This is a genomic window from Armatimonadota bacterium (assembly GCA_037138755.1).
In the GTDB taxonomy this organism is placed as follows: domain Bacteria; phylum Armatimonadota; class Fimbriimonadia; order Fimbriimonadales; family Fimbriimonadaceae; genus Fimbriimonas.
In genome coordinates, this window is record JBAXHT010000001.1 from 1,576,589 (window position 1) to 1,600,706 (window position 24,118).

At 54.4% G+C, this 24,118-nt stretch carries 24 protein-coding genes; 7 read left to right on the plus strand and 17 right to left on the minus strand.

Annotation, left to right across the window (positions count from 1 at the left end):
• Positions 1-6: 6 nt before the first annotated feature.
• Positions 7-1,230: an elongation factor Tu gene (gene tuf / locus WCK51_07495; protein MEI7576720.1), complete on the minus strand. Its 1,224-nt coding sequence runs from the start codon at positions 1,228-1,230 to the stop codon at positions 7-9.
• Between the two features lie 388 nt (positions 1,231-1,618).
• Here tuf and WCK51_07500 point away from each other — a divergent pair, with 388 nt between their 5' ends.
• The 5 genes from WCK51_07500 (at position 1,619) to WCK51_07520 (ending at position 5,609) form a co-directional block, all read left to right on the plus strand.
• Positions 1,619-2,563, plus strand: a complete 945-nt coding sequence (locus WCK51_07500) for a prepilin-type N-terminal cleavage/methylation domain-containing protein (protein MEI7576721.1) — start codon at positions 1,619-1,621, stop codon at positions 2,561-2,563.
• 4 nt (positions 2,564-2,567) lie between these two features.
• On the plus strand, positions 2,568-2,741 hold the full coding sequence (locus WCK51_07505; protein MEI7576722.1) for a hypothetical protein: 174 nt from the start codon (positions 2,568-2,570) through the stop codon (positions 2,739-2,741).
• A 158-nt stretch (positions 2,742-2,899) separates the two neighbouring features.
• A complete protein-coding gene (locus WCK51_07510; protein ID MEI7576723.1) occupies positions 2,900-3,589 on the plus strand; it encodes a DUF4331 family protein in 690 nt (229 codons plus the stop codon).
• A gap of 1 nt (position 3,590) precedes the next feature.
• Entirely contained in the window at positions 3,591-4,202 is a 612-nt protein-coding gene (locus WCK51_07515) for a DUF4331 family protein (protein MEI7576724.1), read from the plus strand.
• Between the two features lie 45 nt (positions 4,203-4,247).
• Positions 4,248-5,609, plus strand: a complete 1,362-nt coding sequence (locus tag WCK51_07520) for a hypothetical protein (protein ID MEI7576725.1) — start codon at positions 4,248-4,250, stop codon at positions 5,607-5,609.
• Positions 5,610-5,663: 54 nt separating this feature from the next.
• Here WCK51_07520 and WCK51_07525 read toward each other — a convergent pair whose 3' ends face one another.
• The 8 genes from WCK51_07525 to rpsL form a co-directional block, all read right to left on the minus strand.
• Positions 5,664-7,037: a glycoside hydrolase family 30 protein gene (locus WCK51_07525; GenBank protein MEI7576726.1), complete on the minus strand. Its 1,374-nt coding sequence runs from the start codon at positions 7,035-7,037 to the stop codon at positions 5,664-5,666.
• An 11-nt stretch (positions 7,038-7,048) separates the two neighbouring features.
• Complete coding sequence (locus tag WCK51_07530; protein ID MEI7576727.1) at positions 7,049-7,345, minus strand: hypothetical protein; 297 nt, start codon at positions 7,343-7,345, stop codon at positions 7,049-7,051.
• 55 nt (positions 7,346-7,400) lie between these two features.
• Entirely contained in the window at positions 7,401-8,267 is an 867-nt protein-coding gene (locus tag WCK51_07535; protein MEI7576728.1) for a prepilin-type N-terminal cleavage/methylation domain-containing protein, read from the minus strand.
• Between the two features lie 2 nt (positions 8,268-8,269).
• Positions 8,270-9,298, minus strand: a complete 1,029-nt coding sequence (locus tag WCK51_07540; protein ID MEI7576729.1) for a LacI family DNA-binding transcriptional regulator — start codon at positions 9,296-9,298, stop codon at positions 8,270-8,272.
• 90 nt (positions 9,299-9,388) lie between these two features.
• A complete protein-coding gene (locus WCK51_07545; protein MEI7576730.1) occupies positions 9,389-10,540 on the minus strand; it encodes a trehalase family glycosidase in 1,152 nt (383 codons plus the stop codon).
• 97 nt (positions 10,541-10,637) lie between these two features.
• Complete coding sequence (gene fusA / locus WCK51_07550; protein ID MEI7576731.1) at positions 10,638-12,794, minus strand: elongation factor G; 2,157 nt, start codon at positions 12,792-12,794, stop codon at positions 10,638-10,640.
• A gap of 90 nt (positions 12,795-12,884) precedes the next feature.
• A complete protein-coding gene (rpsG, locus tag WCK51_07555) occupies positions 12,885-13,355 on the minus strand; it encodes a 30S ribosomal protein S7 (protein ID MEI7576732.1) in 471 nt (156 codons plus the stop codon).
• On the minus strand, positions 13,355-13,756 hold the full coding sequence (gene rpsL / locus WCK51_07560; GenBank protein ID MEI7576733.1) for a 30S ribosomal protein S12: 402 nt from the start codon (positions 13,754-13,756) through the stop codon (positions 13,355-13,357). The genes rpsG and rpsL overlap by 1 nt, the downstream gene beginning before the upstream one ends.
• Before the next feature lie 386 nt (positions 13,757-14,142).
• Between rpsL and WCK51_07565 the strand changes: the two genes are divergently transcribed.
• The gene (locus WCK51_07565) at positions 14,143-15,228 is read left to right on the plus strand and encodes a hypothetical protein (GenBank protein ID MEI7576734.1); all 1,086 of its coding nucleotides are present in this window, start codon (positions 14,143-14,145) and stop codon (positions 15,226-15,228) included.
• Here WCK51_07565 and WCK51_07570 read toward each other — a convergent pair whose 3' ends face one another.
• From WCK51_07570 to WCK51_07595, 6 genes are all read right to left on the minus strand, one after another.
• Complete coding sequence (locus WCK51_07570) at positions 15,229-15,837, minus strand: hypothetical protein (GenBank protein MEI7576735.1); 609 nt, start codon at positions 15,835-15,837, stop codon at positions 15,229-15,231.
• A gap of 178 nt (positions 15,838-16,015) precedes the next feature.
• The gene (locus tag WCK51_07575) at positions 16,016-16,456 is read right to left on the minus strand and encodes a hypothetical protein (GenBank protein ID MEI7576736.1); all 441 of its coding nucleotides are present in this window, start codon (positions 16,454-16,456) and stop codon (positions 16,016-16,018) included.
• Positions 16,457-16,460: 4 nt separating this feature from the next.
• Positions 16,461-17,054, minus strand: a complete 594-nt coding sequence (locus tag WCK51_07580) for a hypothetical protein (GenBank protein ID MEI7576737.1) — start codon at positions 17,052-17,054, stop codon at positions 16,461-16,463.
• Between the two features lie 79 nt (positions 17,055-17,133).
• Positions 17,134-18,438 carry an O-acetylhomoserine aminocarboxypropyltransferase/cysteine synthase gene (locus WCK51_07585; protein ID MEI7576738.1) on the minus strand — a complete coding sequence of 435 codons (1,305 nt, stop codon included), beginning with the start codon at positions 18,436-18,438 and terminating at the stop codon, positions 17,134-17,136.
• Positions 18,439-18,566: 128 nt separating this feature from the next.
• Positions 18,567-19,337, minus strand: coding sequence for a PRC-barrel domain-containing protein (locus WCK51_07590; protein ID MEI7576739.1), 771 nt, complete (start codon positions 19,335-19,337; stop codon positions 18,567-18,569).
• 117 nt (positions 19,338-19,454) lie between these two features.
• The gene (locus WCK51_07595; protein ID MEI7576740.1) at positions 19,455-20,999 is read right to left on the minus strand and encodes a menaquinone biosynthesis decarboxylase; all 1,545 of its coding nucleotides are present in this window, start codon (positions 20,997-20,999) and stop codon (positions 19,455-19,457) included.
• 85 nt (positions 21,000-21,084) lie between these two features.
• On the opposite strand from WCK51_07595, the gene WCK51_07600 reads away from it, so the two are divergent.
• Positions 21,085-22,035: a hypothetical protein gene (locus tag WCK51_07600; GenBank protein MEI7576741.1), complete on the plus strand. Its 951-nt coding sequence runs from the start codon at positions 21,085-21,087 to the stop codon at positions 22,033-22,035.
• Here WCK51_07600 and sufD read toward each other — a convergent pair.
• Positions 22,032-23,360: a Fe-S cluster assembly protein SufD gene (gene sufD, locus WCK51_07605; GenBank protein MEI7576742.1), complete on the minus strand. Its 1,329-nt coding sequence runs from the start codon at positions 23,358-23,360 to the stop codon at positions 22,032-22,034. The two genes, WCK51_07600 and sufD, sit on opposite strands and share 4 nt — an antisense overlap.
• On the minus strand, positions 23,357-24,115 hold the full coding sequence (gene sufC, locus WCK51_07610) for a Fe-S cluster assembly ATPase SufC (protein MEI7576743.1): 759 nt from the start codon (positions 24,113-24,115) through the stop codon (positions 23,357-23,359). Before sufC ends, sufD begins: the two co-directional genes overlap by 4 nt.
• Positions 24,116-24,118 lie beyond the last annotated feature (3 nt).

Here is a 24,118-nt window from a genome sequence, read left to right on the forward strand (position 1 = left end):
GCGGAATTAGGCAATGATTTCGGTGACGGAGCCCGCACCGACGGTTCGTCCACCTTCGCGGATGGAGAACTTAGTTCCGACTTCAACCGCGATTGGGTTGATGAGCGTGATGGTCATCTGGACGTTGTCGCCAGGCATACACATCTCAGCGACGGCGCCGCCTTGACCTCGGATCTCGTCGATGGTACCGGTAACGTCAGTCGTTCGGAAGAAGAACTGAGGTCGGTATCCAGGAACGAATGGGGTGTGTCGTCCGCCCTCTTCTTTCGAGAGAACGTAAACTTCGCCCTTGAACTGAGTGTGTGGCTTAACGGTTCCTGGCTTACAGATAACCATTCCGCGCTCGATGCCTTCTCGGTCGATACCTCGGAGGAGGAGACCGACGTTGTCACCAGCTTCGCAGTAGTCGAGGGTCTTTCGGAACATTTCGATACCGGTACAGACCGTCTTGCGGCTGTCTCGGAGACCGATGATTTCGACTTCTTCCATCGACTTGAGCTGACCTCGCTCGACACGACCGGTCGAAACGGTTCCGCGACCAGTGATCGTGAAAACGTCTTCGACAGCCATGAGGAACGGCTTGTCCTTATCTCGCTCTGGGGTTGGGATCCAAGCGTCGACAGCATCCATCAAGTCGGTGATCGACTTAACGTTCTTCTCGGCGTAGTCAACAGTTCCACCCTCGACCTGGTCGAGAGCCTTTCGTGCCGAACCGATGATGACCGGGGTGTTGTCGCCGTCGAAGCCGTACTTCGAAAGCAGTTCTCGGATTTCCATTTCGACAAGCTCAAGAAGCTCGGCGTCGTCAACTTGGTCAGCCTTGTTGATGTAAACAACGATGTAAGGAACACCGACCTGGCGAGCCAGGAGGATGTGCTCTCGAGTCTGTTGCATAGGACCGTCGGTACCAGCAACAACCAGGATTGCTCCGTCCATCTGCGCAGCGCCGGTAATCATGTTCTTGATAAAGTCGGCGTGGCCAGGACAGTCGACGTGCGCGTAGTGCCGCGTATCGGTCTCGTATTCCTGGTGCGAGATGTTGATGGTTATTCCTCGTGCCTTTTCTTCAGGTGCCGAGTCGATTTCGTCGTATCGGCGTGCCTGGGCGAGGCCCTTGGTTTGGAGAACGCCGGTGATTGCGGCGGTCAAAGTGGTCTTGCCGTGGTCAACGTGGCCGATGGTGCCAATGTTGACGTGCGGCTTCTTTCGTTCGAATTTAGCTCTTGCCATGTTTGTTTTTTCCTAAAATTGGATCAACTGAGGGCGACCCGTCGCCCAACTTCGGTCCGACCCACACCGCACGGCAGGGCTACAGACAAGCGAGAAGTATACCGTTGGATGTTAGGCGAACGCAATAAGAACGAGCAGATTCGGTAAGCGGGTGGCTCCTTCGCCGTTCGATATCTGTTGAAACATCAGATTGAGATTTGACCGTAACGGTGATGTTCCGTCTGAAGAACGGGTGGAGAACTTACATGGAGTGGCAAGGCTTCAATCAGAAGCAAAAGACTTGTTGAAAAACATTTTTAAAGAGTGCACTTTCATAATCCACTCTTAACAGAGGAGGCGTAACGTTGTCTCTTGGGCACCCCAAAGGTGTCGTTTCGGAGAACTATTCATGCTACGTCGCGCATTTACTCTTATCGAGTTGCTCGTGGTTATCGCAATCATCGCGATCCTTGCAGCCATCCTCTTCCCAGTTTTCGCCCAAGCCAAGGTTGCGGCAAAGAAAACCGCTGACCTATCCAACCTCAAACAGATCGGAACCGCTTCCATGATCTACACCGCCGACAACGACGATGTTTTCATGCAGCAAGTCGGCCAGAGCTGCGATAACGAGTGGAACTACAACTCTCGCATCTACTACCCATCCAACTGGAACGCAACCCAGAACGCAGTTGAAGCAGGTGGATGCATGCGACGAATCCGTGGTGGTCGAGACGCAGCCGGTAACTCCGTCCAACCATACGCCAAGAACCAACAGATGTTCCAAATGCCCGATGCTCCTGTTGTTGAGATTGGAGGCGGAGACTGGAATACGGCCGCAACAAACCTTGCTGCCCAGCCAACCAACATGTCCTACAGCTTCAACGGACTCCTCGGAACGAGCTCAGCAACTGAGCCTGCTTCTCCCGCAACCGTTCCGATGTGGTGGCCAATGTTTGGGAAGAAAGCTGAGCGTGGTGGCGGCTACTCGAACCCGTTCCTCATCTGTGCGATTGAAACCGCCCAATGTAAGTTCAATGGCGGCGGACCAATCGTCAGCGGAGTTGGCTCCTGCAACGTAGGTCGAGATGACCGATCAACCACCAACCCCAACGGTATCCAATCTAGCTTCGGAAACGTCTCCTACGGAACAACTTGGTGCTTCAACAAGACCCAAAACTGGGTCTACGCAGACGGCCACGCAAAAACTCGACCGACCGGTACTGGCGATCCCAAGAACGATCCGTTCTTCCCATCGGGCACTTACCTCACCAACGGCGTTCCTAGCCAGACCAACATCTACATCGACAGTCAGTGTCACGTCCCGCTCTTCCGACCTGACTACGTTCCAAACTAAGAAGATGAAAGCACGCTTCATCCTCGCAGGTCTCGCCGCGCTCCTCGCCTTCGGGTGCGGAAGCGGTGAGACCGTCTCAGAAACGAAGGTCACTCCTTCCGGTGAGCTTGAAGGTAAGGAACCGACTTTCACAATGGTTCCTGCGCAGAAGGATCCCAACTATAAAGGCGGAAACTAGATTCTGCCCGCCCGAACCATACGTGCTCCTCGTCAATCGAGGAGCATTTTTTTGTCTTCCGGTCCAAGCTTAACCGAACTGTCAAGTCACGTTCAGATAGCATTCAGGTTCAAAGTCGATCATCTTCATATCGGCCCGGCCGATATCGGAGTCATCCAATGCGGAAAAACAAAATCGGACTTATCGCCCTCGCAGCCCTCGTGTCTGTAGGTGCGGTTTTCACCATCAAATCAGCGCAAGCGTCAGACCACGCCGACACCAAGGAAGTCGTTAATCGGGCAGGAACTGACCTCACCGACGTGTACATGTTCCAAAGCCCCGAGAACTCGGATCGTTACATTCTGGCAATGAACGTTAATCCGCTGATCGGTCGCGGTGCATCGGGCGGCGTCTCATTCGACCCGGACGCGCTCTACCAGTTCAAGATTGACCAAAACGCTGACGGCATTGAAGATCGAGTAATCCAGGTTTGGTTCGAGGGTACTGGTCCAAGCCAAGTAGTCCACGTTTCACCGCCAACCAAGCCAAACGAGCTTGGCGCAAGCAATACGAAGGTTGCATCCTACGAAACGAACGGCGTGATTAATCAGGTGTTCTTCCCTCGGACAAACGTTCGAGTCTTTGCAGGAGCACGAGAAGATTCTTTCTTCTTTGACTTGGAGCAGTTCTTCAACATTCTTCCAGATCGTGGCGTCCCTCCTGGGTTGACAACTCCTCCGGCTAACCCAAACCAACCCATGCAGACAACTTGGCGAACGCCACCGAACGCAGTGGACTTTTTGTCCAACGGTGGCTTCAACGTGCTGAGCATCGTCATCGAAATCCCTAAGGCAGACCTTCTGAACTAAGATGAAAACAATTACAATTCTCCCTCTCGCCGTTATCGCCCTCTCGATTGTCGGTTGCGGCGGAAGCAGCAACAGCTCGCTTCCTTCTGGCAACACCAAGATCGGTCTTTGGGCTACAACCAACGTCAAGTCAGGCTCGGTTTACAACCAGCAGGACCGCCTCGCTAACCCGGTTGTCAACGAAGTCTTTGCAACCTTTGCTAACGATCGTCACAAGACCAATAACCTTGCCATTCCGACCAACGACAAGAATGAGCTGGCGAACGATATTCAAAGCTTCATGGTGGGTACCGCCGGACGTTCGCAGGCAATCACCGATGTCGTCAAGGCCGTTTTGGTACCCGACATCATGATCGCCGATCTTGGCGTCAACGGAAAAGCCGCCTATCTTGGAGTTCAGACCAACGGAGCGACTGGATCGCTTGCTGGTGGAAGAGCTTTGGAAGATGACGTTGTCGACATGTCACTTGGGGTCGTGTTCGGAACGACTATTTCTGCTCTCGGGCTTGCACCGGCAGACGGAAAGGAAATCCCAACTCTGACATCCGACAACGTTGGAATGGGTGGAAAGCACTTCAAATCATCCTTCCCGTACCTTGGTGATCCCCGCTAAGAAAAGACCATAAGCCCCTCGGAAGAGGGGCAGATCGATCAAGTTATGAAATCCTTCGTCCCAATCACGCTTCTTGCGCTCGTCGCCGTCGGTTGCAATGCCGGAATCTCTGGTCTAACACCGACAAATCCAATTGTCCCAAAAGCAACCCATCCCGCCTTCGACCCCGAAGCAACCGCTCGTCAAATTACGTTTCATGAGGAGCGAGTAAAAAATGACCCCACCGGAGCCCTCGGCTGGAACCTTCTTGCCGAATCTTACGCTTCACTCGCTAGCGAGCGCGACGATGACGATGCGGCCATCAAAGCCGAACAAGCAGCTCGAAAATCCCTTTCGTGTCGGCGAAACCGAAACGAAGCTGCCGAGAGCCTGTTGACCAAGTCGCTACTTGCCCAGCATCGCTTCCACGATGCGTACGACGAAGTTTCCCGAGCCTACGAAGCCACTCCGACCAATGAGAACCTGCGTCGTCAAAGAATGGAAATCCAGCTTGAATTGGGCCTCTATGATGCTTTCCGCAAGGAGCTTCCTTACCTGAAATCCAAAACGGATCCAACTTCTCTAGTCGTCCGTGCTCGCTGGGAAGGAATCTCGGGGCGACCGGCGGAAGAAGTGAAAATCCTTCGAGCCGTAGTGAATCAGATCGATGCGATCACATCCCTTCCGGCTTCAACCGTCGCCTGGTACCGGATGCAACTTGGGGCTGCTCTGATGCGTGCCGGAGACTATCAGCAGGCAAAGGTCGAACTCGACCGAGCGTACGATCTCAACCCTCACTCTTACCAAGTCTGTGCCTGGCAATCCCGCCTCGCTGCTGAAACAGCTTCAGTGAAGGACACAATCAACTGGGCGGATAAAACCAGCAAGATTGCCAAAATGACCGATGTACAGGGCCTGGCGGCTCAAGCCTATTTGGCTGAAGGTAACCAAGCAAAGGCAAGCGCTCTACTCGAACAGATGAAGAAGGAGAACCTGAAGAACGGTCAAACAATGGACGTCTCCGCTAAGCACACCCACGCAAAGGCGATGAACCAAACTCGCCATACCCACGACCGCCTCTTCGCCATGGCACTTGCGAACTTGGGTCAGAACCTAGCCTTTGCCCACCACGCCGCCGAAGAAGACCTCCAAAACCGCAAGGACATCTACGCCTACGACACGTTTGCTTGGGCAACCTACCGCTACTGGAAGCTGATCCCTGCTTCCGTCACCGGCGAAGGCGACAAGGTTCTCCGAGAAGCCGAACAAGCCGCAGAAAAGGCCCTGAGTACCGGCTCAAAAGACCCACACATCCTCTACCACGCTGGAAAAGTGTTCGAGAAATCCCAGCCAGATCGTTCAGCGAAACTCCTCGCGGAAGCAAAGCGCATCTCGCCTAAAATCGACAAGCTAATCGTCAATCCGTAGGTACCAGGCTCTCTCGAGAGGCTCTCGACGCCTACCGGTCAACGGCGTTGTGGGCTATTTGCCCACAATGTGAGTTGAAAGAGAGTGAGGAGGAACGACCAACTCACCCCCAGCCTGTCCCACCGAGAGGCGAACCTTCGCTTCATTGTCCCCTTTGTTGAGCACAACGACAACGGTTCCACCATCCGGGTTAACGAATGCTGACGTCAAGAGTCCAGTCGGGGCGCTGCAAGCAACTCGCTTGGCTCCTCGATTCACGAACTTGCTCACCTGGGCGATGTAGTAATAGGTTGGATTGACGATGAGAGACTTGTAATCACTCATCACCATGATTGGAGTGTGGCTCGGATTCTTTGCGTGGTTGGGTCCGCCAAGGTGGTCGAAGAAAAAGCCCCAAACAATCCAGCCCATGGCCCCGTGGTTCATGTTTTCTAGGATGTCCGTTGCATAGAGCTCAGCCGCATGTGCATCAAGCATAAACGTCCCAAACAGCCCTTGCTCGTTGGCGATGTACGGAATGTCAGGGTACATTTTGGCGAACTTATCCAGCGGCTCGTAGAATCGCCCCTCGCCTCCTTCGTACCAGTGGTAAGCAATGCCTTGGTAGTCCTTTTTGCGTTCCGGCGATGTAAGAGTGTCTTTGGCCCAACGTTCAAGGTTGTTCTTGTTATGGTCCCACCCAATAATCTCGACTTCCGGGTGAGCTGCTCGTAGCTTTGGCGCGAGATGGTTGTGGACGAAATCGCCCAAATCTTTGTTCGACCAGCCCATCGCGTCCCACTTCTGCCAAGACGCCTCCGGCTCATTCTGAGGAGTGACGCACCAAATCGGTACGCCGTTCTTCTTGTACTCCGAAACAAAGCGCACCATATAGTCGGCCCATACTGGCTGATACTCCGGAAGCAGTTTCCCGTGGTTATTGATCTTCGAATCTTTCATCCAAGCTGGCGCGCTCCAAGGGCTCGCCATGATCTTAGCGTCCGGTCTCAGTTGCATCACTCGGCGCAAGCTCGGGATCATGTTGTTATCGATGTCCGGTTGAATTGAGAAGTGCTTAAGATCGATATCTCCAGCGGCATCGTCAAAGGTGTAAACCTTCGACGATGCGTCGCAAGAGTTGAGGTTGATCCTAAGCAAGCTCCAGTTCGCCCCCTCCTTTGGATCGAGGTACATCTTCATGACCTTGTCCTGCATCGCGGGCGAGATGCGTTTGAAGTTGTATGCCGCGTTCTCGCTAAATGTCCCTCCGAATCCAAGAATCGTCTGATAGGTCTTCGTCGGGTCGACTTCTATCGACTCTCTCGCGGTCGACTCGCCCCCGATTCGAACCATCTTGGCTAGACGCAGCTTGTTTTGCAAGTCATAAGTGGAGAAATAGGACGTGATTCGAGGATTCATGAATGCGAGGGAAGTGAGAACAGCTAGCATGAGATTAAGCGTTATAGGCCGGAAGACGGAGCACCAGCAGGCGCATTAGGGGCACTTGGAGCACCGGGACCGCCTGGGGCACCGAGCTTTCCGGCTCCGGCTTTTACCGCGTCCTTGACCGTCGCGGGGATGTTTGCGTCGGCGTCAATCGCGGCGTTTCGAGCTTCGGGACTCTCGTAGATCGGCTTTTCCTGAATCACTTGCCCCTTCGCATTGGCGTCATAAGGAGTTGCGGGCTGCTGCTCCGAAGAGCAACCAGTCAGAGCCAAAGCGGCAATACTGAGAACTGCAATAATTGAGGTATTCATATTAAGATGGGTCTGACCCCTGCGAACCGGGGTCAGAAGGTGACTTAAGAAGTGGTTAGTTCCACTCCTTGAACTGTCGCATGCGGTTGTTGAAGTAAGGAACCCATCCGGTTCGGTTTGGATCGAACAGATTCCAGAGACCCCAAACGTTCTGCTGGTTCGACTGCAAGCCGTTGGTGTGTTTTGCGTGGCTGTCGAAGAATGTGATGTTCATTCCCCGATTGATCGGTTGAACACACGCAAATTGCGCAGGAGCCGTGATGTCCGTGGTTGTGAAGCCACCTTGGTTGCTGGTACAGCTCCAGGTTAAAGCCCAGATCTGCACGTCGGGATAAGGCATTCTAGTTGGAACGATCATCGCCGTACCGGCGTGGTTCTGAAGAACTCCGAGGTTGCCGGAACGTCCGGTTCGGCCACCGCCGAATTCGGGCCACCATGGCCATCCGCCGGCACCCATTTCGTCAGTACCTGCTTCAGGGTTGATGGCGTACGAACGAGGGTATCGAGTCGTTTCGTCGCCTGCTCCGGCCGGAACCAAGTTTGAAGTGGATGCAGTTGACCAATTGGCGTCGTTTGCGGGTGATTGGAATATTCCGCCGCTGGTGCGGTTGGTGTTGACCACGCCGACCACGCCGGTTCCACCATTCTTCACGTATGGATAGATGATATCTTTCCAGCTAATGAAGTTAACTGTGTTTGGCCAAACCGCGTTGTTATAGTCCCTCATAGGAGGAACGCAATCGTCATTATCCGAGTTGTAGATCATCATGCTGGTACCCAGCTGCTTCATGTTCGACAAGTCGGCGGTCTTCTTTGCCGCTAGTTTGGCTTGGGCAAAAACGGGGAAGAGAATTGCCGCCAAAATTGCGATTATCGCAATGACGACAAGGAGTTCGATGAGCGTAAACGCTCGATGATTCATTTTCATGGGTTTAGTTCCTTCTTTGGAGCTGATGTTGAGTCTCGTACGATGAGTTGCGTTGCATAAGGCTTGGATGGCTCGACCGGCCGGCTGTTGATATGGTCTAGCAGCATGGCGACGGCGTCCCGTCCCATTCGACCTGCCGGTTGCCGAATCGTGGTGAGCGGTGGGTTTGTAGCTTCGGCATGGACGAAGTCGTCGAATCCGATGACACTCAGGTCATCAGGAACGTGAAGGCGAAGATGGTATGCGGCCCGCATGGCTCCGATCGCAATCTCGTCAGTCAAGCAAACGAGAGCGGTCGGTCGGTCTTTGCGGCTCAGAATTTCGGTTGCCGATTTTTGTGCCTTGACCGGACTGAGACCAGACCGCCCAATCCATTCTTCAGGCGGCATCAGTCCCCGAGATCGAAGCTCCGAAAGAAGCACATCGCAGCGGGTGACGATATCAGGAATATAGTCGTCGCCAACCATTGCGCCGATCTTGGTATGACCAAGATCGACCATGTGCTCAACCATTTGGCGGATACCCATAGCATTGTCCACCCTGAGCATGAAGGGATCGTCGGTGGCAGTACCGGAGAGCGTGACGAACGGAGTTCGCCTGCGGACACACGCCTCGCGAACCGGGTCGAGCAAAGGGTCTCCGCTGAAGATGAGACCATCAACTCGGCCGTCCGTGAGCAAATCGACAAACTCCGAATGAGGCATGCGCCCGTGTTGGGCGAACACCATAAAGTCGTAATGAAGCTCCTCACAACCGATCATGATGCCGTTCAAGATGTTTTGCGTATAAGGAATCAACAAGGCGAAATCGTTCGGTCGAGCAGGGACGAAGCCAACAATCCCGCTTCGCTTGGCACTCAGAGATTTCGCGATTCGATTGGGGCGGTAATCCATCTCTTTGGCTGCATCGAGTACTCGCTGTCGAACTTCGGGTGCAACAGGGCGTGGCCCGTTATTGAGCGCGTAGCTCACCGTGCTCACGGAGAGGTTTAAGTGCCTTGCAATATCCCGAATCTTTGTTGCCATTTGGTTATCGAACCGGTTCGACGAACCGGTTCGATAACACTATACACGAAAATTGCAAAACCAGATCAGCAAATCGACAAAAAATGAAAATCAGGGGCTTCCGAGTGCAAACTCAATCACAAAAGCCGCCGTCCAACCAAACTGTTCGGCACCGAGACCCTTCCCGGTACGACTGTCGTAATACTCGTATAGGTAAGTCTCTTCGGCGTCACACCACCCCAAAATCCGCTCCCGATAAGCCTCCGCCAAGTCTGCTCGATCATAGCGCCGGAACCCTTCGGTCGCGAACCAGGCAACATTGAGCCACATCGGACCCCTCCAATACTGGTCGCTCCGATACTCAGGATGCGAGTAGCTGACCGTGGGCATTCCCGGAAAGAACGCCTCCCCCGAAGCTGCGATTGCAAGCATCGCTTCTGCCCGGTCAAGCGGCGCAATTCCGCAAAACAACGGCATAAATGAAGCCGGGCTCAAGGCCTTGCTGAAGTCGCCGCCGCGCAGTCGATCGCCATAGCACTGCGCCGTGTCATCCCACAGCCTTGCATTTATCTCATTTCCAAGCGAACTCGCCCTTGCTCGCCAATGTTCAGCTCCTTCCAAGCCCAACTCATTAGCGAAGAAATCCATGCTCCGATACAGCATCACCATAAAGCAGTTCAAATCAATCGGATGGACCTTTGTGGCTCCGCCATCCCAACGGGGCGAGTTGTCCCATCCAGACTCCAGTCCAGCCTCGTGCTCAATGTCCGTTGGGGTGTCCTCTTTGGGTTCGCTTGAGTAGTGGAACAGGCCCTCTGCATCACCCCCACGCTGCTCGCGCCAGAATTCCTCGTACCGCGCAAGCTTCGGATAGGCCATCGCCAAGAACTCTCGATCCGGACTCCGGCGGTAAATCTGCTCCAGCGCCCAAGGCATGACAGGCGGTTTTCCAATGTGGTCGATGACACGACCATCGGGCCACACTACGTCAACAAGCATTCCGTCCGGCCGCTGGTTCTCTAGGAAAAGCGCAATCTGGTCGTAGGCTAGCGCTGGGTCCCAACGCACAGTCGCCAGGGCATGAAAAGCATTATCCCAATTCCAAACTCCAGGATAGGTTCTCGGGGACGGACAAATCCCTCGCCGAGGAGACCAAGATGCTTCGGCGATAATGTTCGATTCTAGCGTCGCTACGGCGCGCTCAACCAAACGTCGGTCTCGGGGCGAAAGGGAGGAGAGATCGAGCTCTGTCGTGATTTTCATTGTCGAACCGGTTCGACATACATTGTGACATGTTCAAACCCAATACGCGGCGAGAGAAACTCTCGCCGCGTATTGGGTTTTTTCTTGGGGAGGAGCCTTAGCCGCGTCCGCCTTGGGCCTTCGAGATGATCTCGTTGGCTACGCTGTTCGGAACTTGCTCGTAGTGCGAAGGGGTGACGTTCGGCTGAGCGCGGCCCTGGGTGAGGGAGCGCAGAGTTGTGACGTATCCGAACATTTCGGAAAGAGGCACAACGGCTTCAACGACAGTAACTCCGCCTGGAGCTGGGTTCATGCCTTCGATGCGTCCGCGTCGACCGTTGATGTCGCCGACGACGTCTCCCACGTTGGTGTCCGGGGTGGTGACTTCAACGTGCATGATAGGCTCCTTGATGATCGGGTTAGCCTTCTTCATGCCTTCTTTGAAGGCGAGGATTCCGGCTTGCTTGAACGCGTTTTCGTTCGAGTCAACATCGTGGTAGCTACCATCGGTAACTCGGACCAGCACGTCGACGACCGGGTAACCAGCCTGAACGCCTGCGAGCATTGCTTCGCGGACACCTTTTTCGATTGCCGGGATGTACTCCTTCGGAATCGAACCACCAACGACCTTGTTCTCAAAGATGAAGCCTTGGCCAATCTCAAGCGGCTCCATTTCGATGGTACAGACTCCGTACTGACCGGAACCACCCGACTGTCGAACGAACCGACCTTCGGCTTTGGACTTGCCAAGAATGGTTTCTCGGTAAGCAACCTGCGGCTTGCCCTGGTTTGCCTGAACTCCGAACTCTCGGTTCAATCGGTCAACGATGATTTCAAGGTGAAGCTCACCCATTCCGGAAATGATCGTTTGACCCGATTCAGCATCGGTTTGAACTCGGAAGGTTGGATCTTCCTGAGCAAGTCGGCCAAGCGAAGTGCCCAGCTTTTCCTGGTCTGCCTTCGACTTCGGCTCGATAGCGATTTGGATAACCGGCTCAGGGAACTTGATGGCTTCGAGAGCGACTGGATTGTTTGGATCGCAGATCGTATAACCGGTGATGATGTCGCCAAGACCGATGACGCCAACGATTTCGCCGGCGTAAACCTCATCGATGTCGTTTCGGTTGTTAGCATGCATCTCGAGGATTCGTCCAACGCGCTCGCTTCGGGTTCGGATTTCGTTGGTGGAAGGATCTCGGTAGACGATCGCGACCGGTGAACCCTTCTTAAGGGAGCCCGAGTAGACGCGAAGGAAGGTGAGACGACCGACGAACTTGTCGCTCATGATTTTGAACGCCAGCGCACTGAATGGCTCGGCATCGCTGATCTTCCGGGTCATCGCCTCTTCGGTGTCAGGGTTAACGCAGTCAACTTCCACGCGCTCAAGCGGCGAAGGAAGGAAGTCGCAAACCGCGTCAATCATCGCTTGGACACCCTTGTTCTTGAACGACGATCCGGAGATCATCGGGAACATCTTAAGAGCGATGGTGCCGCGTCGGATGGCGTCTCGGATTTCCTCGACAGAGATATCTTCGCCTTCGAGGAACTTCATTGCGATGTCGTCATCGAAGTCGCCGATGGACTCGAGCATCTTCTCGCGCCACTCGTTTGCCATTTCCTGCATGTCAGCCGGGATAGCTCCGACTTCGAAAACCTTTCCGTCGTCGTTCTTATAGAGCGTGGCCTCCATGGTGATGAGGTCAACGTAACCCTGGTAGTTCGACTCAGCACCGATCGGAATCTGGATTGGAGCGACGTTTGCGCCCAGTCTTTCCTTAATTCGGTTATAAACCGAGAAGAAGTCAGCACCAAGTCGGTCCATCTTGTTCACGTAGATAACGCGAGGAACCTTGTACTTTGTGGCCTGTCGCCAAACGGTTTCGGACTGTGGCTGAACGCCGCCAACTGCGCAGAAAACTGCAACGCATCCGTCAAGGACGCGAAGGGATCGCTCAACTTCAACCGTAAAGTCAACGTGACCTGGGGTGTCGATGATGTTGATCTTGTATTCGTGGTCGCTGTTGCTCTTGCCGCCGTCTGCTTCGAAGCGGGTTCGCTTCCAAGCTGCCGTGGTTGCAGCCGAGGTAATGGTGATTCCTCGCTCCTGCTCTTGCTCCATCCAGTCCATGGTTGCTGCACCATCGTGGACCTCACCAATTTTGTGGGTTCGTCCGGTGTAGTAAAGGATTCGTTCGGTTGTTGTTGTCTTACCGGCGTCAATGTGCGCGGCAATGCCGATGTTCCGAACGAGGTCGAGTGGGTGGCTACGGGGCATGGTGTTTTCTCTTTTTCTAGTGAGTTTTCTAGTGTCTTTCGTGATGTGACCCCGGCACTAGACCGGGGCCCAAATAGATATACGTAAGGATCAGAACCGATAGTGCGCGAAAGCTCGGTTGGACTCTGCCATCTTGTGAGCATCTTCTCGCTTCTTGATCGCGGATCCGTTGTTGTTGTATGCATCGAGCAGCTCGTTGCTGAGCTTTTCGACCATCGACTTACCGGATCGCTTACGTGCGGCGGCGATCAGCCAGCGGAAGGCCAGCATTCGTCGTCGCTCAGGGCGAACTTCCATCGGAACTTGGTAGGTCTGACCACCAACGCGTCGTGGTCGAACTTCGACCGCGGGGGTGACGTTGTGGATCGCCTTCTCGAAAGCTTCGATCGCAGGAACGCCTGTCTTCTCTTCGACAATCTGCATTGCCTGGTAGAAAATGTATTCCGACTTTCCGCGCTTTCCGCTGAGCATCATTCGGTTGATGAACCGTGCTGCGAGTTCCGATCCGTAGATTGGGTCTGGAGCAATAAATCGTTTTGGAGCTGCACCTTTTCGTGGCATTACTTCTTACCTCCAGCAGCCGGCGCGCCAGCCTTTGGCTTCTTCGATCCGTACTTGGATCGACCCTGGTTTCGCTTGGAAACACCAGCGGTCTGTTGCGTACCGCGAATGATGTGGTAGCGAACGCCCGGAAGGTCCTTAACACGACCACCGCGGACGAGAACGACCGAGTGCTCCTGAAGGTTGTGTCCCTCACCTGGGATGTATGCGGTAACTTCGATTCCGTTCGTAAGTCTCACACGAGCGGTCTTTCGAAGAGCCGAGTTTGGCTTCTTAGGGGTCATGGTTCGCACGATGGTGCAAACGCCTCTCTTAAATGGGTTTTCTTTCAACGCCGGGCTCTTTGATTTGACCTTCGGCGCCTTTCGTCCCTTTCTAACTAGTTGGTTGACTGTTGGCATTTCTGATTTCCTGACGCCACTGCGCTCACTTTCGGCCAACAAAAAACCCCTGCTTTGCACAGGGGCAATCGAGTCGATGTTAAATAGTGTTTAACCAGTCTCGATTCCCAATCTGTTGCCCTCCTGAACGATGGCGGTCCACAAAAGCGCGAGGCGCAATCATAGACAGCATAAATTGTGACGCATCGAATGGTGCATTGTCAACCGGTAACGTTTGGAGTGCGCGGCGCCAGCCGCGCTTTTGATTGCAGATTAAAAGCTCTTCCAAGTAAATCGCCCCGCCCTACTGGCCGGAGTAAATCTCTCTCACCAACATTGGGACCGTCGAGGGACAAAGCTCGGGCAAAGTCGGGGCACTCCGAATGAATCTGTAATACTATGCAAGAATGACAAGAGCCGAGCGACCCATAGCTGTATCGCTACTAGCAACGTTCCTATTTGGCTGCCGCCAGCTCCCACCCCCCGCCAACTCACCACCTCCACCTCCCGCCTCCGAACAGCTCAGCGAATCCCAACTCACAACCCTCACCAAGAACTGGAACTGCATCTACACCTTCAAAGATCGCGTTTACTTCGGGAAGCCCGCCGACCACGCAAAGGGAATATTCATCGAAGAAGCCGAACTCGCCGACACGTTCGCATTCTCCACCGACGGCACCAAACTCGCCTACTGGCGGCTCGATGCCTCCGGAAAAATGCCCAACGGTCCCGACGCCCACCGTCACTCACTCATCATCAAAGATCTCAAAACCAGCGACGCAACCACCGTCACAAAGGAACAGGGAACCGCCGACACTCCCGGCGAACAACTCTCATTTAGCTACGACGGAAAATACCTCGCGTACGCCTACGGCAATAAGCTCCAGATTGTCCCCCTCAGTGGGGCATGGAAGTACACCTACCAGGGACGTGCCGTGACCGGCTTCCCCGAAGCCGTCAACTTCGCCCCCGACGGAAAGCACATCGCCTTCTCCCGAGACGGAGACGTGTTTCAAGGCCAAGATCTACGCATCGACAACCTACAAGAAGATCGCAAAGGTGCCGTCTTCCAACCCTTCGACGCCAACAGAATTGCCCCCCTAGCCGAGTTCTTCGACTCCGAAGGTGGGAGTTCCTCCACCCCAACCTATGCAAAGCAAGTTTATTGGCTTCCCGGCTCCAATTCTCTCCTAGCCGTAGTGGCCCGCCAGGGCGGCTCCGGCTGGCGGTGCGTCGCACTACTCAAACGCCCGAAAGATGAAGACGCACCTTACCAAGGCACTGGCCCTGTGAATTACGGCTGGGAGGCGAAGTGGGTGACACCTCGCGAGGAAATGACCTTTAATACCTCGATCTGCCCCGACCAAAAGCACTGGACAAGCCAGCACGCTGGCAGACTTCATTTCTATGACCTCGAAGGAAATGAAGTCGGCTCCCTCCCCGCCATTGACGTCATCACTGGCGATCAAATTATTGCTTGGGCTCCGAAGTAGCTACCCCCGACTCCGAGCCTCATAATCCGCCTTGTACATCGCAACCCCCGCCCGAGCCGCGTCGGAGTCAATCTTTTGCAAACGACCCCAGATGATCGCTCGGAAATTTGGGATTGGGAACAGAGTGCCGCCCAGGCGCGCAACGAACTCATCATCCAACATTATGCTCATCGCCAGAGCGGCGAGAGACTCTCCCTCGTAGGGGTCTTCCGCCTCCGTCACTGCGGCCAAAAGAGCGTCTACCACCGAGCGATCCTCGTCGGTCAGGGCGCGGGGGTAGATCCAGCCGACGTCCTCGTAGTCAAAAACATCCCTCGATGGTGTGTTCGAAACGAGACCCTCGAAAAATTCGGCGACGCTCGGGGCGAGCATCTTGTCCATTCCGTCGTGCTTCCGTTGCATCACGTACCCCGTTGCCGGGCCATGGACGATGACCGCGATCTCGTCGCTCTGAAAATCGTTGTGCATAAAGAACGCCCAGGAATCGTAGACGGATGGTTCAAACGCGGCCCGATCGAGCCCTTTCGACTCCTCGAATTCGATCATCTGACCGGGGAAGCTGTCAAACTTGATGGCGTCGCCAATCGCGTAGATTTCGAGTAGCTCCACGGGTAGAGATATTTCGCCGAGTGCTCCGGAAAAGGTCTCCTCGATCCCCTCGGCGGGTGCCTCCGAGCTCTTAACCCCTAACTGATCAACGATGTCACTGATTCGACTCGCGTCAACAATTTACAGGAACCTCGCTGGGAAGTAAAGAAGAGATTATCAGGTCGACCTCTCTGCCGGGTTACTTCGCCTTGTAAATCAGCAGGCTGTACTTCTTATCCAACTCTTCGAACGAATACTTCTTCCGCTGCGCCTTCCACCAGGCTCCAGACTCTAATTTGCCGAACTTTGCCGAGTTAATTCGTTCAATTTCCTGGCGACCACCCGCTTCGGGAATGTAGCTACTGACGACTTGGTAACTGATCATCAGTTTTTTGCCTTTGTGAAGGGCAAGGAAGTAGTCCGTGCCTCCGCCTCCGATGAAGAAAGAGCGCTCTTGCCCCTTCGAATCTTTGACCAGTGCATGGACGTAATCTCCGGTTTCGAAGCCGGTTACCGTTCCGCTGAGCCAACGTGTAGCCTTGATGATGTCCTTTTGGTTATCGGCCTTCTTTTGCTGAGCAACGACTGTCGCTCCGAGCGCCAAAACCAAAATTGTCGATACTGCGATTGATTTCTTCATTTTCTTATCTACCATCCACTGGCCAGCTGAATCCGTCTTTTTCTGTCAGTGATTTAAACACTGGCTTGCCAAGCACAAATGCGTTGCTGTTGGGCGCCACTTTGCTCTTGAGGTTGTAAGTTACCGAGTGGTAAGTCGCAGCCGACTCATCATCTTTTGGGACCTCGCCAATGATCGAGAACGATATAGCATCTCCCACAAACTTTGCCCCGGTGACCTGAAACACCATTCCGGACAACTTCTTCGACTTCGGTCGGCTGAGGTAATAGCCTTTCGAATCCGATTGAACTTGCTTCAACATGCTCATTTGCTTCCCGGCTCCGAGGTGGACTAAGCTCAGTGCCCTTGGCTCCCACTTGCCTTCATGCATGAAGACGGCAAGCGTTTCCGACTTGTTATAGGCCGCGACAACTCCGCCGTGGTTTTCCCCCTCGAATCCGCTAAAACCTTTGAGCCGGACAACTGGCTTGCCCGTCTTTAGGTTCACCAAGTCATTGACATCGGCAGTGTTCACTTGCGAATGATGCACGCCAAACGTTTTCGAAGGAGAAACTGTGCCTGGGATCAGCTCGGAGACCAGTGCCATCATCATAATCATTCCCATATTCTATTCCGTAGACGCACGGTCCGCCGATTCAGCACGGCGATTCGCTAAAAAAACCTGTATCACGCACACATTAACCTAAGGCCTGTCCTAAATCCACTAGCAGGTCGTCAATATTTTCCAAACCGACGCTGAGTCGGATAAAGTCCGGAGTGACGCCGGTGGAGAGTTGCTCATCCGGATTGAGCTGTTGGTGGGTTGTGGAGGCGGGGTGGATGACGAGGGATTTTGCGTCGCCAATGTTCGCCAGGAGCGAGAACACGTTGAGCTTGTCGATGAAGGCGAGAGCAGCGTCGTAGCCGCCCTTGACACCGAACCCGATGAGCGCTCCATAGAGGCCGCGTTGGTGGTACTTGGCTGCCTCAGCATGGTCCTTGTGGGTCGTCAATCCGGGGTAGTTGACCCAGCTGACTTGGGGGTGGTTGACGAGGAAATCAGCGACTTTCGCGGCGTTTTGGGAGTGACGTTCCAGCCTAAGTGGAAGGGTTTCGATGCCTTGGATGATTTGCCACGCATTGAACGGTGAGATCGCCGCCCCGGTATCGCGGAGCCCCTGAACGCGGGCTTTGATTCCGAATGCAACGTTTCCGAGCCCAGGAAACGCACCAAACACTTCCCAGAACTTGAGGCCGTGATAGGAGGGATCTGGCTCGGTGAAGTTTGCGAAGCGACCGTTGCCCCAATCAAAGTTTCCGCCGTCGACTACGACTCCGGCGATGGAAGTTCCGTGCCCGCCGAGGAACTTGGTGGCGGAGTGGACGACGATGTTTGCGCCGTGCATGAAGGGTTGGATGAGGAAGGGAGTTGGGGTGGTGTTGTCAACAACGACTGGAATTCCGTGCTTCTTCGCGATTACTGAAACAGTCTCGAACGGGAAAGTGTCGAGCTTGGGGTTGCCGATGGTTTCGCCATAGATCGCTCGGGTTTTGTCGGTGATCGCAGCTTCTAGGGCCTCGGTATTGGCAAGGTCGACGAACTTAACGGTGATTCCCCACTTGGGAAGCGTGTAGTGGAATAGGTTGTAGGTTCCTCCGTAAAGGCTGCTGGAACTGATAATCTCGTCTCCGGCTTCGGCGATGGTAGTGAGGGCAAGGGTGATTGCGGCTTGTCCGCTGGCGGTGGCAACGGCTGCGGTGCCACCTTCAAGAGTCGCAACTCGCTGCTCCAGGACGTCAGTTGTTGGGTTCATCAACCGGGTGTAGATGTTTCCGAACTCCTGGAGTCCGAAAAGGCGAGCGGCGTGGGAAGTGTCGTCGAAGACGTACGAGGTGGTTTGGTAAATCGGTACGGCGCGAGATTTTGTGGTCGGATCGACTTTTTGACCGGCGTGGAGGGCGAGGGTTTCGAAGGCCGGAGATGTGGAGGTTGAAGTTGACATAGGTCAATTGTTGACGAACCCATGGACGGTTCGACTACCAAAGGCGTCGCCGCCTTCATTTCATTAGGCGAATGCGTGATTCGCCTAATATCCTGTCTCGATCTGGGGCAAGGAAGAAATGCCGGCGACTAGCGAGCGATGACGACGGGTTCGATTGCATCCATCCAATACTCTTTCTTGCCGTAATACTTATGCAACAGGGTCTCGTAGTCTCGGTTGAGTAGCGTCTCGGCGGTGTACTCGGGGGCAGCGTGAATTTGCTCTTGGGTCAAGCTAAGCTTGACGATTTTGGTTGGGAAGCTGATGTGCTCGATCCAATGAGGTGAAACCAGCACCTGCTTGCCATGGAACACGGCTCCGGTGTCGACAACCAGATATCGGATCGCCCAGGTTTCTGGGTCAAGCACGAAGTCGTTCACATGCCCAATATCCCCGTTCGTCGTCGAGACGTGATAGCCGGTTACTTCGGCGGAACTTCGAAGCTCGGGATCCCAGGCCCTGCTCGTTTCGTCGGTATAAGTCCAGGCCGCGGGATCGCGCATAATCGCCGGGTATCCGCCCCAAACGTAGGGTCCGTTCCAGTAGAGCGGCCAGCCGTAGTAGTCGTAATAGGTCTCTTCGAACTGGCGCGAGATGGGGAGGTGAGATTCGAGATTCGGGCCATCTTCGACCTGCTTCTTTGAGAGGCTTAGAACCAGGTGGCGACTGGCGGTATTGACCTCGATCATTGAGTATGGCGAGAGGAGCACCTTGTGGCCCATGAGCCAGTTTCCGGTGTCTACGACTGCGTAACGAATCGACCAGAATCGATCATCGAAGTAGAACTCCTTGATCTTCCCAAACTCTTCGCCGAAACTGGCGAGACTGAATCCAATAAGCCGATTGATGGTGGTTAGCATTAGGTTCAAATCGCCCCAATGGGCGATCTCTTACCATCGAGCTTGGCAACATATTTCCTCGCGCGGTAGTCCGCACTTTTCTGCCCCTGATTACGTGTCAGCGGTTAGTCAGACAACTTAGAGCCCAAGCTTCGACCACATCGAATCGACTTTGGCCACGACGTCATCCGCCATCGTGATGAGCTTGGGATACGGCCGGGAGAAGCCGTTCTCGCCGGGCCACTTGTGGGTGCAGTCGAAGCCGATTTTGCCGCCGAACCCCTCGGCGAGCGAGGCGTGATCCAATTGGTCGATCGGACCCTTGTTCATGAGCGTATCTCGGGATGGATCGCAGTTCGCCCCGATACGGAAGAGGCACTCGCCGATGTCCTGGACGTCGCAGTCTTCGTCGAAGATGAAGACGAATTTGGTGAACGAGAGTCCGCCGAGGCCCCAGATCGCGTTCATCACCTTGTAGGCGTGGCCGGGATACTTTTTCTTGATCGAAACGAACGCCATGTTGTGGAACGTCGCCTCGACGGGCAGGTTCATATCGACGATCTCGGGGACCGTGAGGTTGATCATGGGCATAAAGATGCGCTCGACGGCTTTGCCCATCCAGCCGTCTTCCATCGGCGGCTGACCGACGATGGTCGCGGGGTAGATCGCCTTGTCGCGCATCGTGATCGCGGTGACGTGGAGGACGGGGAAGTCCTCGGCGAGCGAATAATAGCCAGTGTGGTCGCCGAAGGGCCCTTCGAGCTTCTTCTCAGAAGGGTCAATGTAGCCTTCGATGACGAACTCAGCGTCGGCGGGGACCATGACGTCGACGGTTTTACACTTCACGGTTTCGACCCGCTGCTTGCGAAGGAATCCCGCGAAAAGCATCTCATCAATTCCGGGGGGTAGTGGGGAGATTGCGGAGAAGTTGTAAACGGGGTCTCCGCCCAGGACGACGGCGACTTCGAGGTTCTGCTTCTTCTCCGCAGCGTCTTCCATCTGGCGCGCACCGGTTTTGTGCATCTGCCAGTGCATTCCGCAGGTTCGTTCATCGTGAATCTGGACGCGGTACATTCCGACGTTCCGCTTGCCAGTGTTGGGGTCGTGGGTGAAGACGAGAGGCAGGGTGACGAACGGTCCACCGTCCTCAGGCCAGCAGGTCAGGACAGGAAGTTTGCGGAGGTCGATCTCATCCCCTTGCCAAACGATCTCTTGACAAGCGGCTTTGGTGACTTCCTTCGGCGGAATGTTCTTCATTTCGCCAAGTAGCCAAGGGAGCTTTTTGAGAGCCTCGATGGGACCCTTTGGAAGTTCGGGTTTGAGGAGCTCGGCGATACGTCCCGAGTGCTCTTCGAAGTCATCGCAAGACAAGGCCCAGCTCATCCGCTGGCGGGTTGCCATGGTATTGATCGCAACAGGGAAGTCGTACTTGCGCCGATCCGTCGGCCTGTTCTCGGGGTGAATCGAAGGGTTCCGCATCACCGCGCTTTGGGGGTTTGGGCTGGATGTTCGGTGGGTGGGACCGACCACGTTTTCGAACAGGAGCGCAGGTCCGCCCTTCTTTACCACCCGATCCGTAATCTCGGTGATTTCCAGATACGGCGACACCTCTTCCGTGATTCGTTTGAGTTCCCCCTTCGATTCAAGGAACTCAAGGAAATGTCGGTAGTCGCGGTAGGCCATTGGCTGATAGAGTCTACGCGATGGGAACTTTCAAAGTTTTGTGAAAGTGAATCCTGCCCCTCAGCCTTGTCGTACAATCAATAAAATGGTCGCCGCTCTGACACTTCTCATCTGCAAGCCGGACATCGGTGATGAGATCATCGCGACTCAAGTCCGCTTGGGAAAACTTGGCTTACCGGCATCCAAGGCAGATCTCGCAAAGTTTGATCCAACTCCGGTCGCTATCGCCGCCGACAAGCAGTTTGCGGGCTTGGCAAACTCAGTTCGACCGCTTGCAACTGCCAGGTATCAGAAGCAGCCACTGCCCACAATAGATTGGAATCGGCTGTCGGCGAGTATTGACAAGCTGACCAGTCAACAAACGTCATTCTTTGCTGTCAAAGTCGGCGATCTATTGAGCTTTCCCAGATATTCCAGCGGCAAGGCGCTCACCAAAGAGCTAGCTGCTCAAGCAGAAGCTGATGCTTCATCCGGCAACAAGGTGCGTTGCCTCAAACTTCTCAAAACTGCGCACGCTCTTTCAACGCACATAAGTTGGAACCAGGATTTCGTAGGTGTGTTTAGCGGTCGCGCCGCTTTCGGAATCTATGTTGGCTCAATGAAGAGGGTTGCGATGATTCGTCCGCTCTGGCTAAAGGGCCACCCCGAGCTCTTTCGACCGCTAGGTAACTCAAATTTCAGCCTTCTGTTCAAGCGCGAATACATATCGACGTTGAAAACTGTAGGTAATACGTTTCCGCTTGAAAAGCAGGCACTACCAAAAGACAAGCGTTCACTTGAGGGTTTGTTGGTCGGCCTTCAAAACTGGGAGCTCATGTACCCGAAAGTTAAAAGCGCAAACAGCTGGTCTGAAGCGGCAAAGGGATACTCGTCGGTATTCACAAAGATGAGAAACATCGAAGTAGGAACCAAAACTCAAGGTGCAAGCAGTGAAGATAAATTCACTATGACTCCTGATATGTTGATTGACGGGGCCCTTATCGACGCCAAACTTGCTCAGATGAACCAGGATCTGGCGAAAATTGGGAAGCGTTAACTTCCCAACTTCTCAAACAACGCTGCTTCCAGCTTCTCCCGAACGTCGTCGATCGTAATCTTCTCGAGAACTTCGGCGGCAAATGCGTAAACCAGAAGCCCCTGAGCTTCCGCCAGAGGAATTCCTCGGGCGCGAAGATAGAACAGTGCGTCCTCTCGAAGCTGACCGATGGTGGCACCGTGCGTGCACTTGACGTCGTCGGCGAAGATTTCAAGCTGGGGCTTGGTGTTCATCGTCGCGGTTGGCGAGAGCAGGATCGCCTGGTTGGTTTGCTTTGCGTCGGTCTTCTGGGCGTCTTCGTAAACGAAGATTTTGCCGTTGAAGACGCCGACTCCCGAGTCCTTAAGGATCGACTTGTAGACCTCGAACGACTGGCAGTTTGGCAATGCGTGGTCGATTCGGGTGTGGTTATCGATGATCTGAGATCCAACTGCAACGTTTGCGCTGTTGAGCCAGGTTTCGCAGTGCTCACCACCGACGTAGGCGTTGATATCGCAGCGCGATACAGATGCGCCAAAGTTGATGTTGTTAGAGGTGTAGACCGAGGTGGCTGCTTGATCCACAAACACGTTTGCGATGTGGGTTGAAGCCAGACTCTCGTTCTGAACTCGGTTGTGCTCCAGCCGAGCAGATTTGGCAAGTCTCACTTCGGTGACCGGAATTGTCACTCCGTTCCCAACGAAGGTCACGTACGACTCAAGAACCTTCGCTTCGGCATTCTCGCCGAGGACGATGAGGTTGCGCGGGAACGATAGTGCCGAAACTTCGGTGGAAGACACAACGTGGACGATGTGGATCGGTCGCTCAACCGAGACGTTTTTCTCAAGGAACACCAAGGTTCCGTCACCGAGATACGCCGTGTTCAGATCAACAAATCGGAGATCGTTGGTCGAGCCTAGGCGCCCGTCAAAATGGGCAATTGAGCCGAGATGAGACTTGATCTCTTCCTCAAAGCCACTAGCCTCCGAGAAAGCACCAATGTACGCGCCATTCGGCAGGGAGTCGGTGGAGGACAAATCCGGAGCGAACTGACCGTTCACGAAAACGACGGTAATTGCGTCCACATCACCGAGTAACAGCGAAGCGATATTCTCTCGATCCAAGTTCGCGCCGAAACCGAATCGGTACTTCGTTTCCGTCAGGGCATGAAATGGGGTGTATTTGAACTCTTCATCCCGCGTGGTCGGAATCCCCGACTCGCGGTAGCGACGAATCGCTGCCGCTCGAAGATCTTCGAAGCCAGGAAGGCCGTCAACGGTGAGGACCGGAAGCAGCTCGTCGTATGCCGCGACCAAAGGGTCTGAAGATGAGAGAGTCGCCGTCATGCCCGTGCCGCCAGTTCCTCTTTAATGAAGTCGTAGCCCTTCTCTTCAAGCTCCAGAGCAAGTTCTTTGCCGCCAGACTTGACGATTCGACCGTCCATGAGAACGTGGACGAAGTCGGGGACGATGTAGTCCAGAAGCCGCTGGTAGTGAGTGATCACCAGAATTCCGCGATCTCCGCCGCGAAGAGCGTTCACACCGTTCGCCACAATCTTCAAAGCGTCGATATCGAGACCGGAATCAGTTTCGTCCAGAACGCAGAACTTAGGGTCAAGCATTGCCATCTGGAAGATTTCGTTTCGCTTCTTCTCACCACCGCTGAACCCTTCGTTGACTGAGCGAGAGAGCATTGCCGGGTCAAGCTCCATGAGAGCCGCCTTCTGTTTGACCAGCGCCATGAACTCTTTCGGAGGAATATCTTCCTGTCCGTGATATTTTCGAATCGCATTGATCGCCGAGCGCAGGAAATAAGTGTTGGTCACACCGGGAATCTCTACTGGATACTGGAAGGCAAGGAATAAACCTTCGGCGGCTCGCTCGTCCGGCTCCAGTTCCAGCAAATCCTGCTCAAACAGCTCGACAGATCCACCGGTGACTTCGTAGTCAGACCGACCTGCAAGAACCGATGCAAGGGTTGACTTCCCCGACCCGTTTGGACCCATGATCGCATGGACCTCGCCGGGATTGATGGTCAGGTTGATTCCCTTCAGGATTTCTTTATCTTCAACGCGCGCAGAGAGGTCTTTGATGGTCAACATGGG

Coding starts and splice junctions, on each gene's coding strand:
- tuf (MEI7576720.1), bottom strand. CDS start 1,230: ATGGCAAGAGCTAAATTCGAACGAAAGAAGCCGCACGTCAACATTGGC.
- WCK51_07500 (MEI7576721.1), top strand. CDS start 1,619: ATGCTACGTCGCGCATTTACTCTTATCGAGTTGCTCGTGGTTATCGCA.
- WCK51_07505 (MEI7576722.1), top strand. CDS start 2,568: ATGAAAGCACGCTTCATCCTCGCAGGTCTCGCCGCGCTCCTCGCCTTC.
- WCK51_07510 (MEI7576723.1), top strand. CDS start 2,900: ATGCGGAAAAACAAAATCGGACTTATCGCCCTCGCAGCCCTCGTGTCT.
- WCK51_07515 (MEI7576724.1), top strand. CDS start 3,591: ATGAAAACAATTACAATTCTCCCTCTCGCCGTTATCGCCCTCTCGATT.
- WCK51_07520 (MEI7576725.1), top strand. CDS start 4,248: ATGAAATCCTTCGTCCCAATCACGCTTCTTGCGCTCGTCGCCGTCGGT.
- WCK51_07525 (MEI7576726.1), bottom strand. CDS start 7,037: ATGCTAGCTGTTCTCACTTCCCTCGCATTCATGAATCCTCGAATCACG.
- WCK51_07530 (MEI7576727.1), bottom strand. CDS start 7,345: ATGAATACCTCAATTATTGCAGTTCTCAGTATTGCCGCTTTGGCTCTG.
- WCK51_07535 (MEI7576728.1), bottom strand. CDS start 8,267: ATGAATCATCGAGCGTTTACGCTCATCGAACTCCTTGTCGTCATTGCG.
- WCK51_07540 (MEI7576729.1), bottom strand. CDS start 9,298: ATGGCAACAAAGATTCGGGATATTGCAAGGCACTTAAACCTCTCCGTG.
- WCK51_07545 (MEI7576730.1), bottom strand. CDS start 10,540: ATGAAAATCACGACAGAGCTCGATCTCTCCTCCCTTTCGCCCCGAGAC.
- fusA (MEI7576731.1), bottom strand. CDS start 12,794: ATGCCCCGTAGCCACCCACTCGACCTCGTTCGGAACATCGGCATTGCC.
- rpsG (MEI7576732.1), bottom strand. CDS start 13,355: ATGCCACGAAAAGGTGCAGCTCCAAAACGATTTATTGCTCCAGACCCA.
- rpsL (MEI7576733.1), bottom strand. CDS start 13,756: ATGCCAACAGTCAACCAACTAGTTAGAAAGGGACGAAAGGCGCCGAAG.
- WCK51_07565 (MEI7576734.1), top strand. CDS start 14,143: ATGACAAGAGCCGAGCGACCCATAGCTGTATCGCTACTAGCAACGTTC.
- WCK51_07575 (MEI7576736.1), bottom strand. CDS start 16,456: ATGAAGAAATCAATCGCAGTATCGACAATTTTGGTTTTGGCGCTCGGA.
- WCK51_07580 (MEI7576737.1), bottom strand. CDS start 17,054: ATGATTATGATGATGGCACTGGTCTCCGAGCTGATCCCAGGCACAGTT.
- WCK51_07585 (MEI7576738.1), bottom strand. CDS start 18,438: ATGTCAACTTCAACCTCCACATCTCCGGCCTTCGAAACCCTCGCCCTC.
- WCK51_07590 (MEI7576739.1), bottom strand. CDS start 19,337: ATGCTAACCACCATCAATCGGCTTATTGGATTCAGTCTCGCCAGTTTC.
- WCK51_07595 (MEI7576740.1), bottom strand. CDS start 20,999: ATGGCCTACCGCGACTACCGACATTTCCTTGAGTTCCTTGAATCGAAG.
- WCK51_07600 (MEI7576741.1), top strand. CDS start 21,085: ATGGTCGCCGCTCTGACACTTCTCATCTGCAAGCCGGACATCGGTGAT.
- sufD (MEI7576742.1), bottom strand. CDS start 23,360: ATGACGGCGACTCTCTCATCTTCAGACCCTTTGGTCGCGGCATACGAC.
- sufC (MEI7576743.1), bottom strand. CDS start 24,115: ATGTTGACCATCAAAGACCTCTCTGCGCGCGTTGAAGATAAAGAAATC.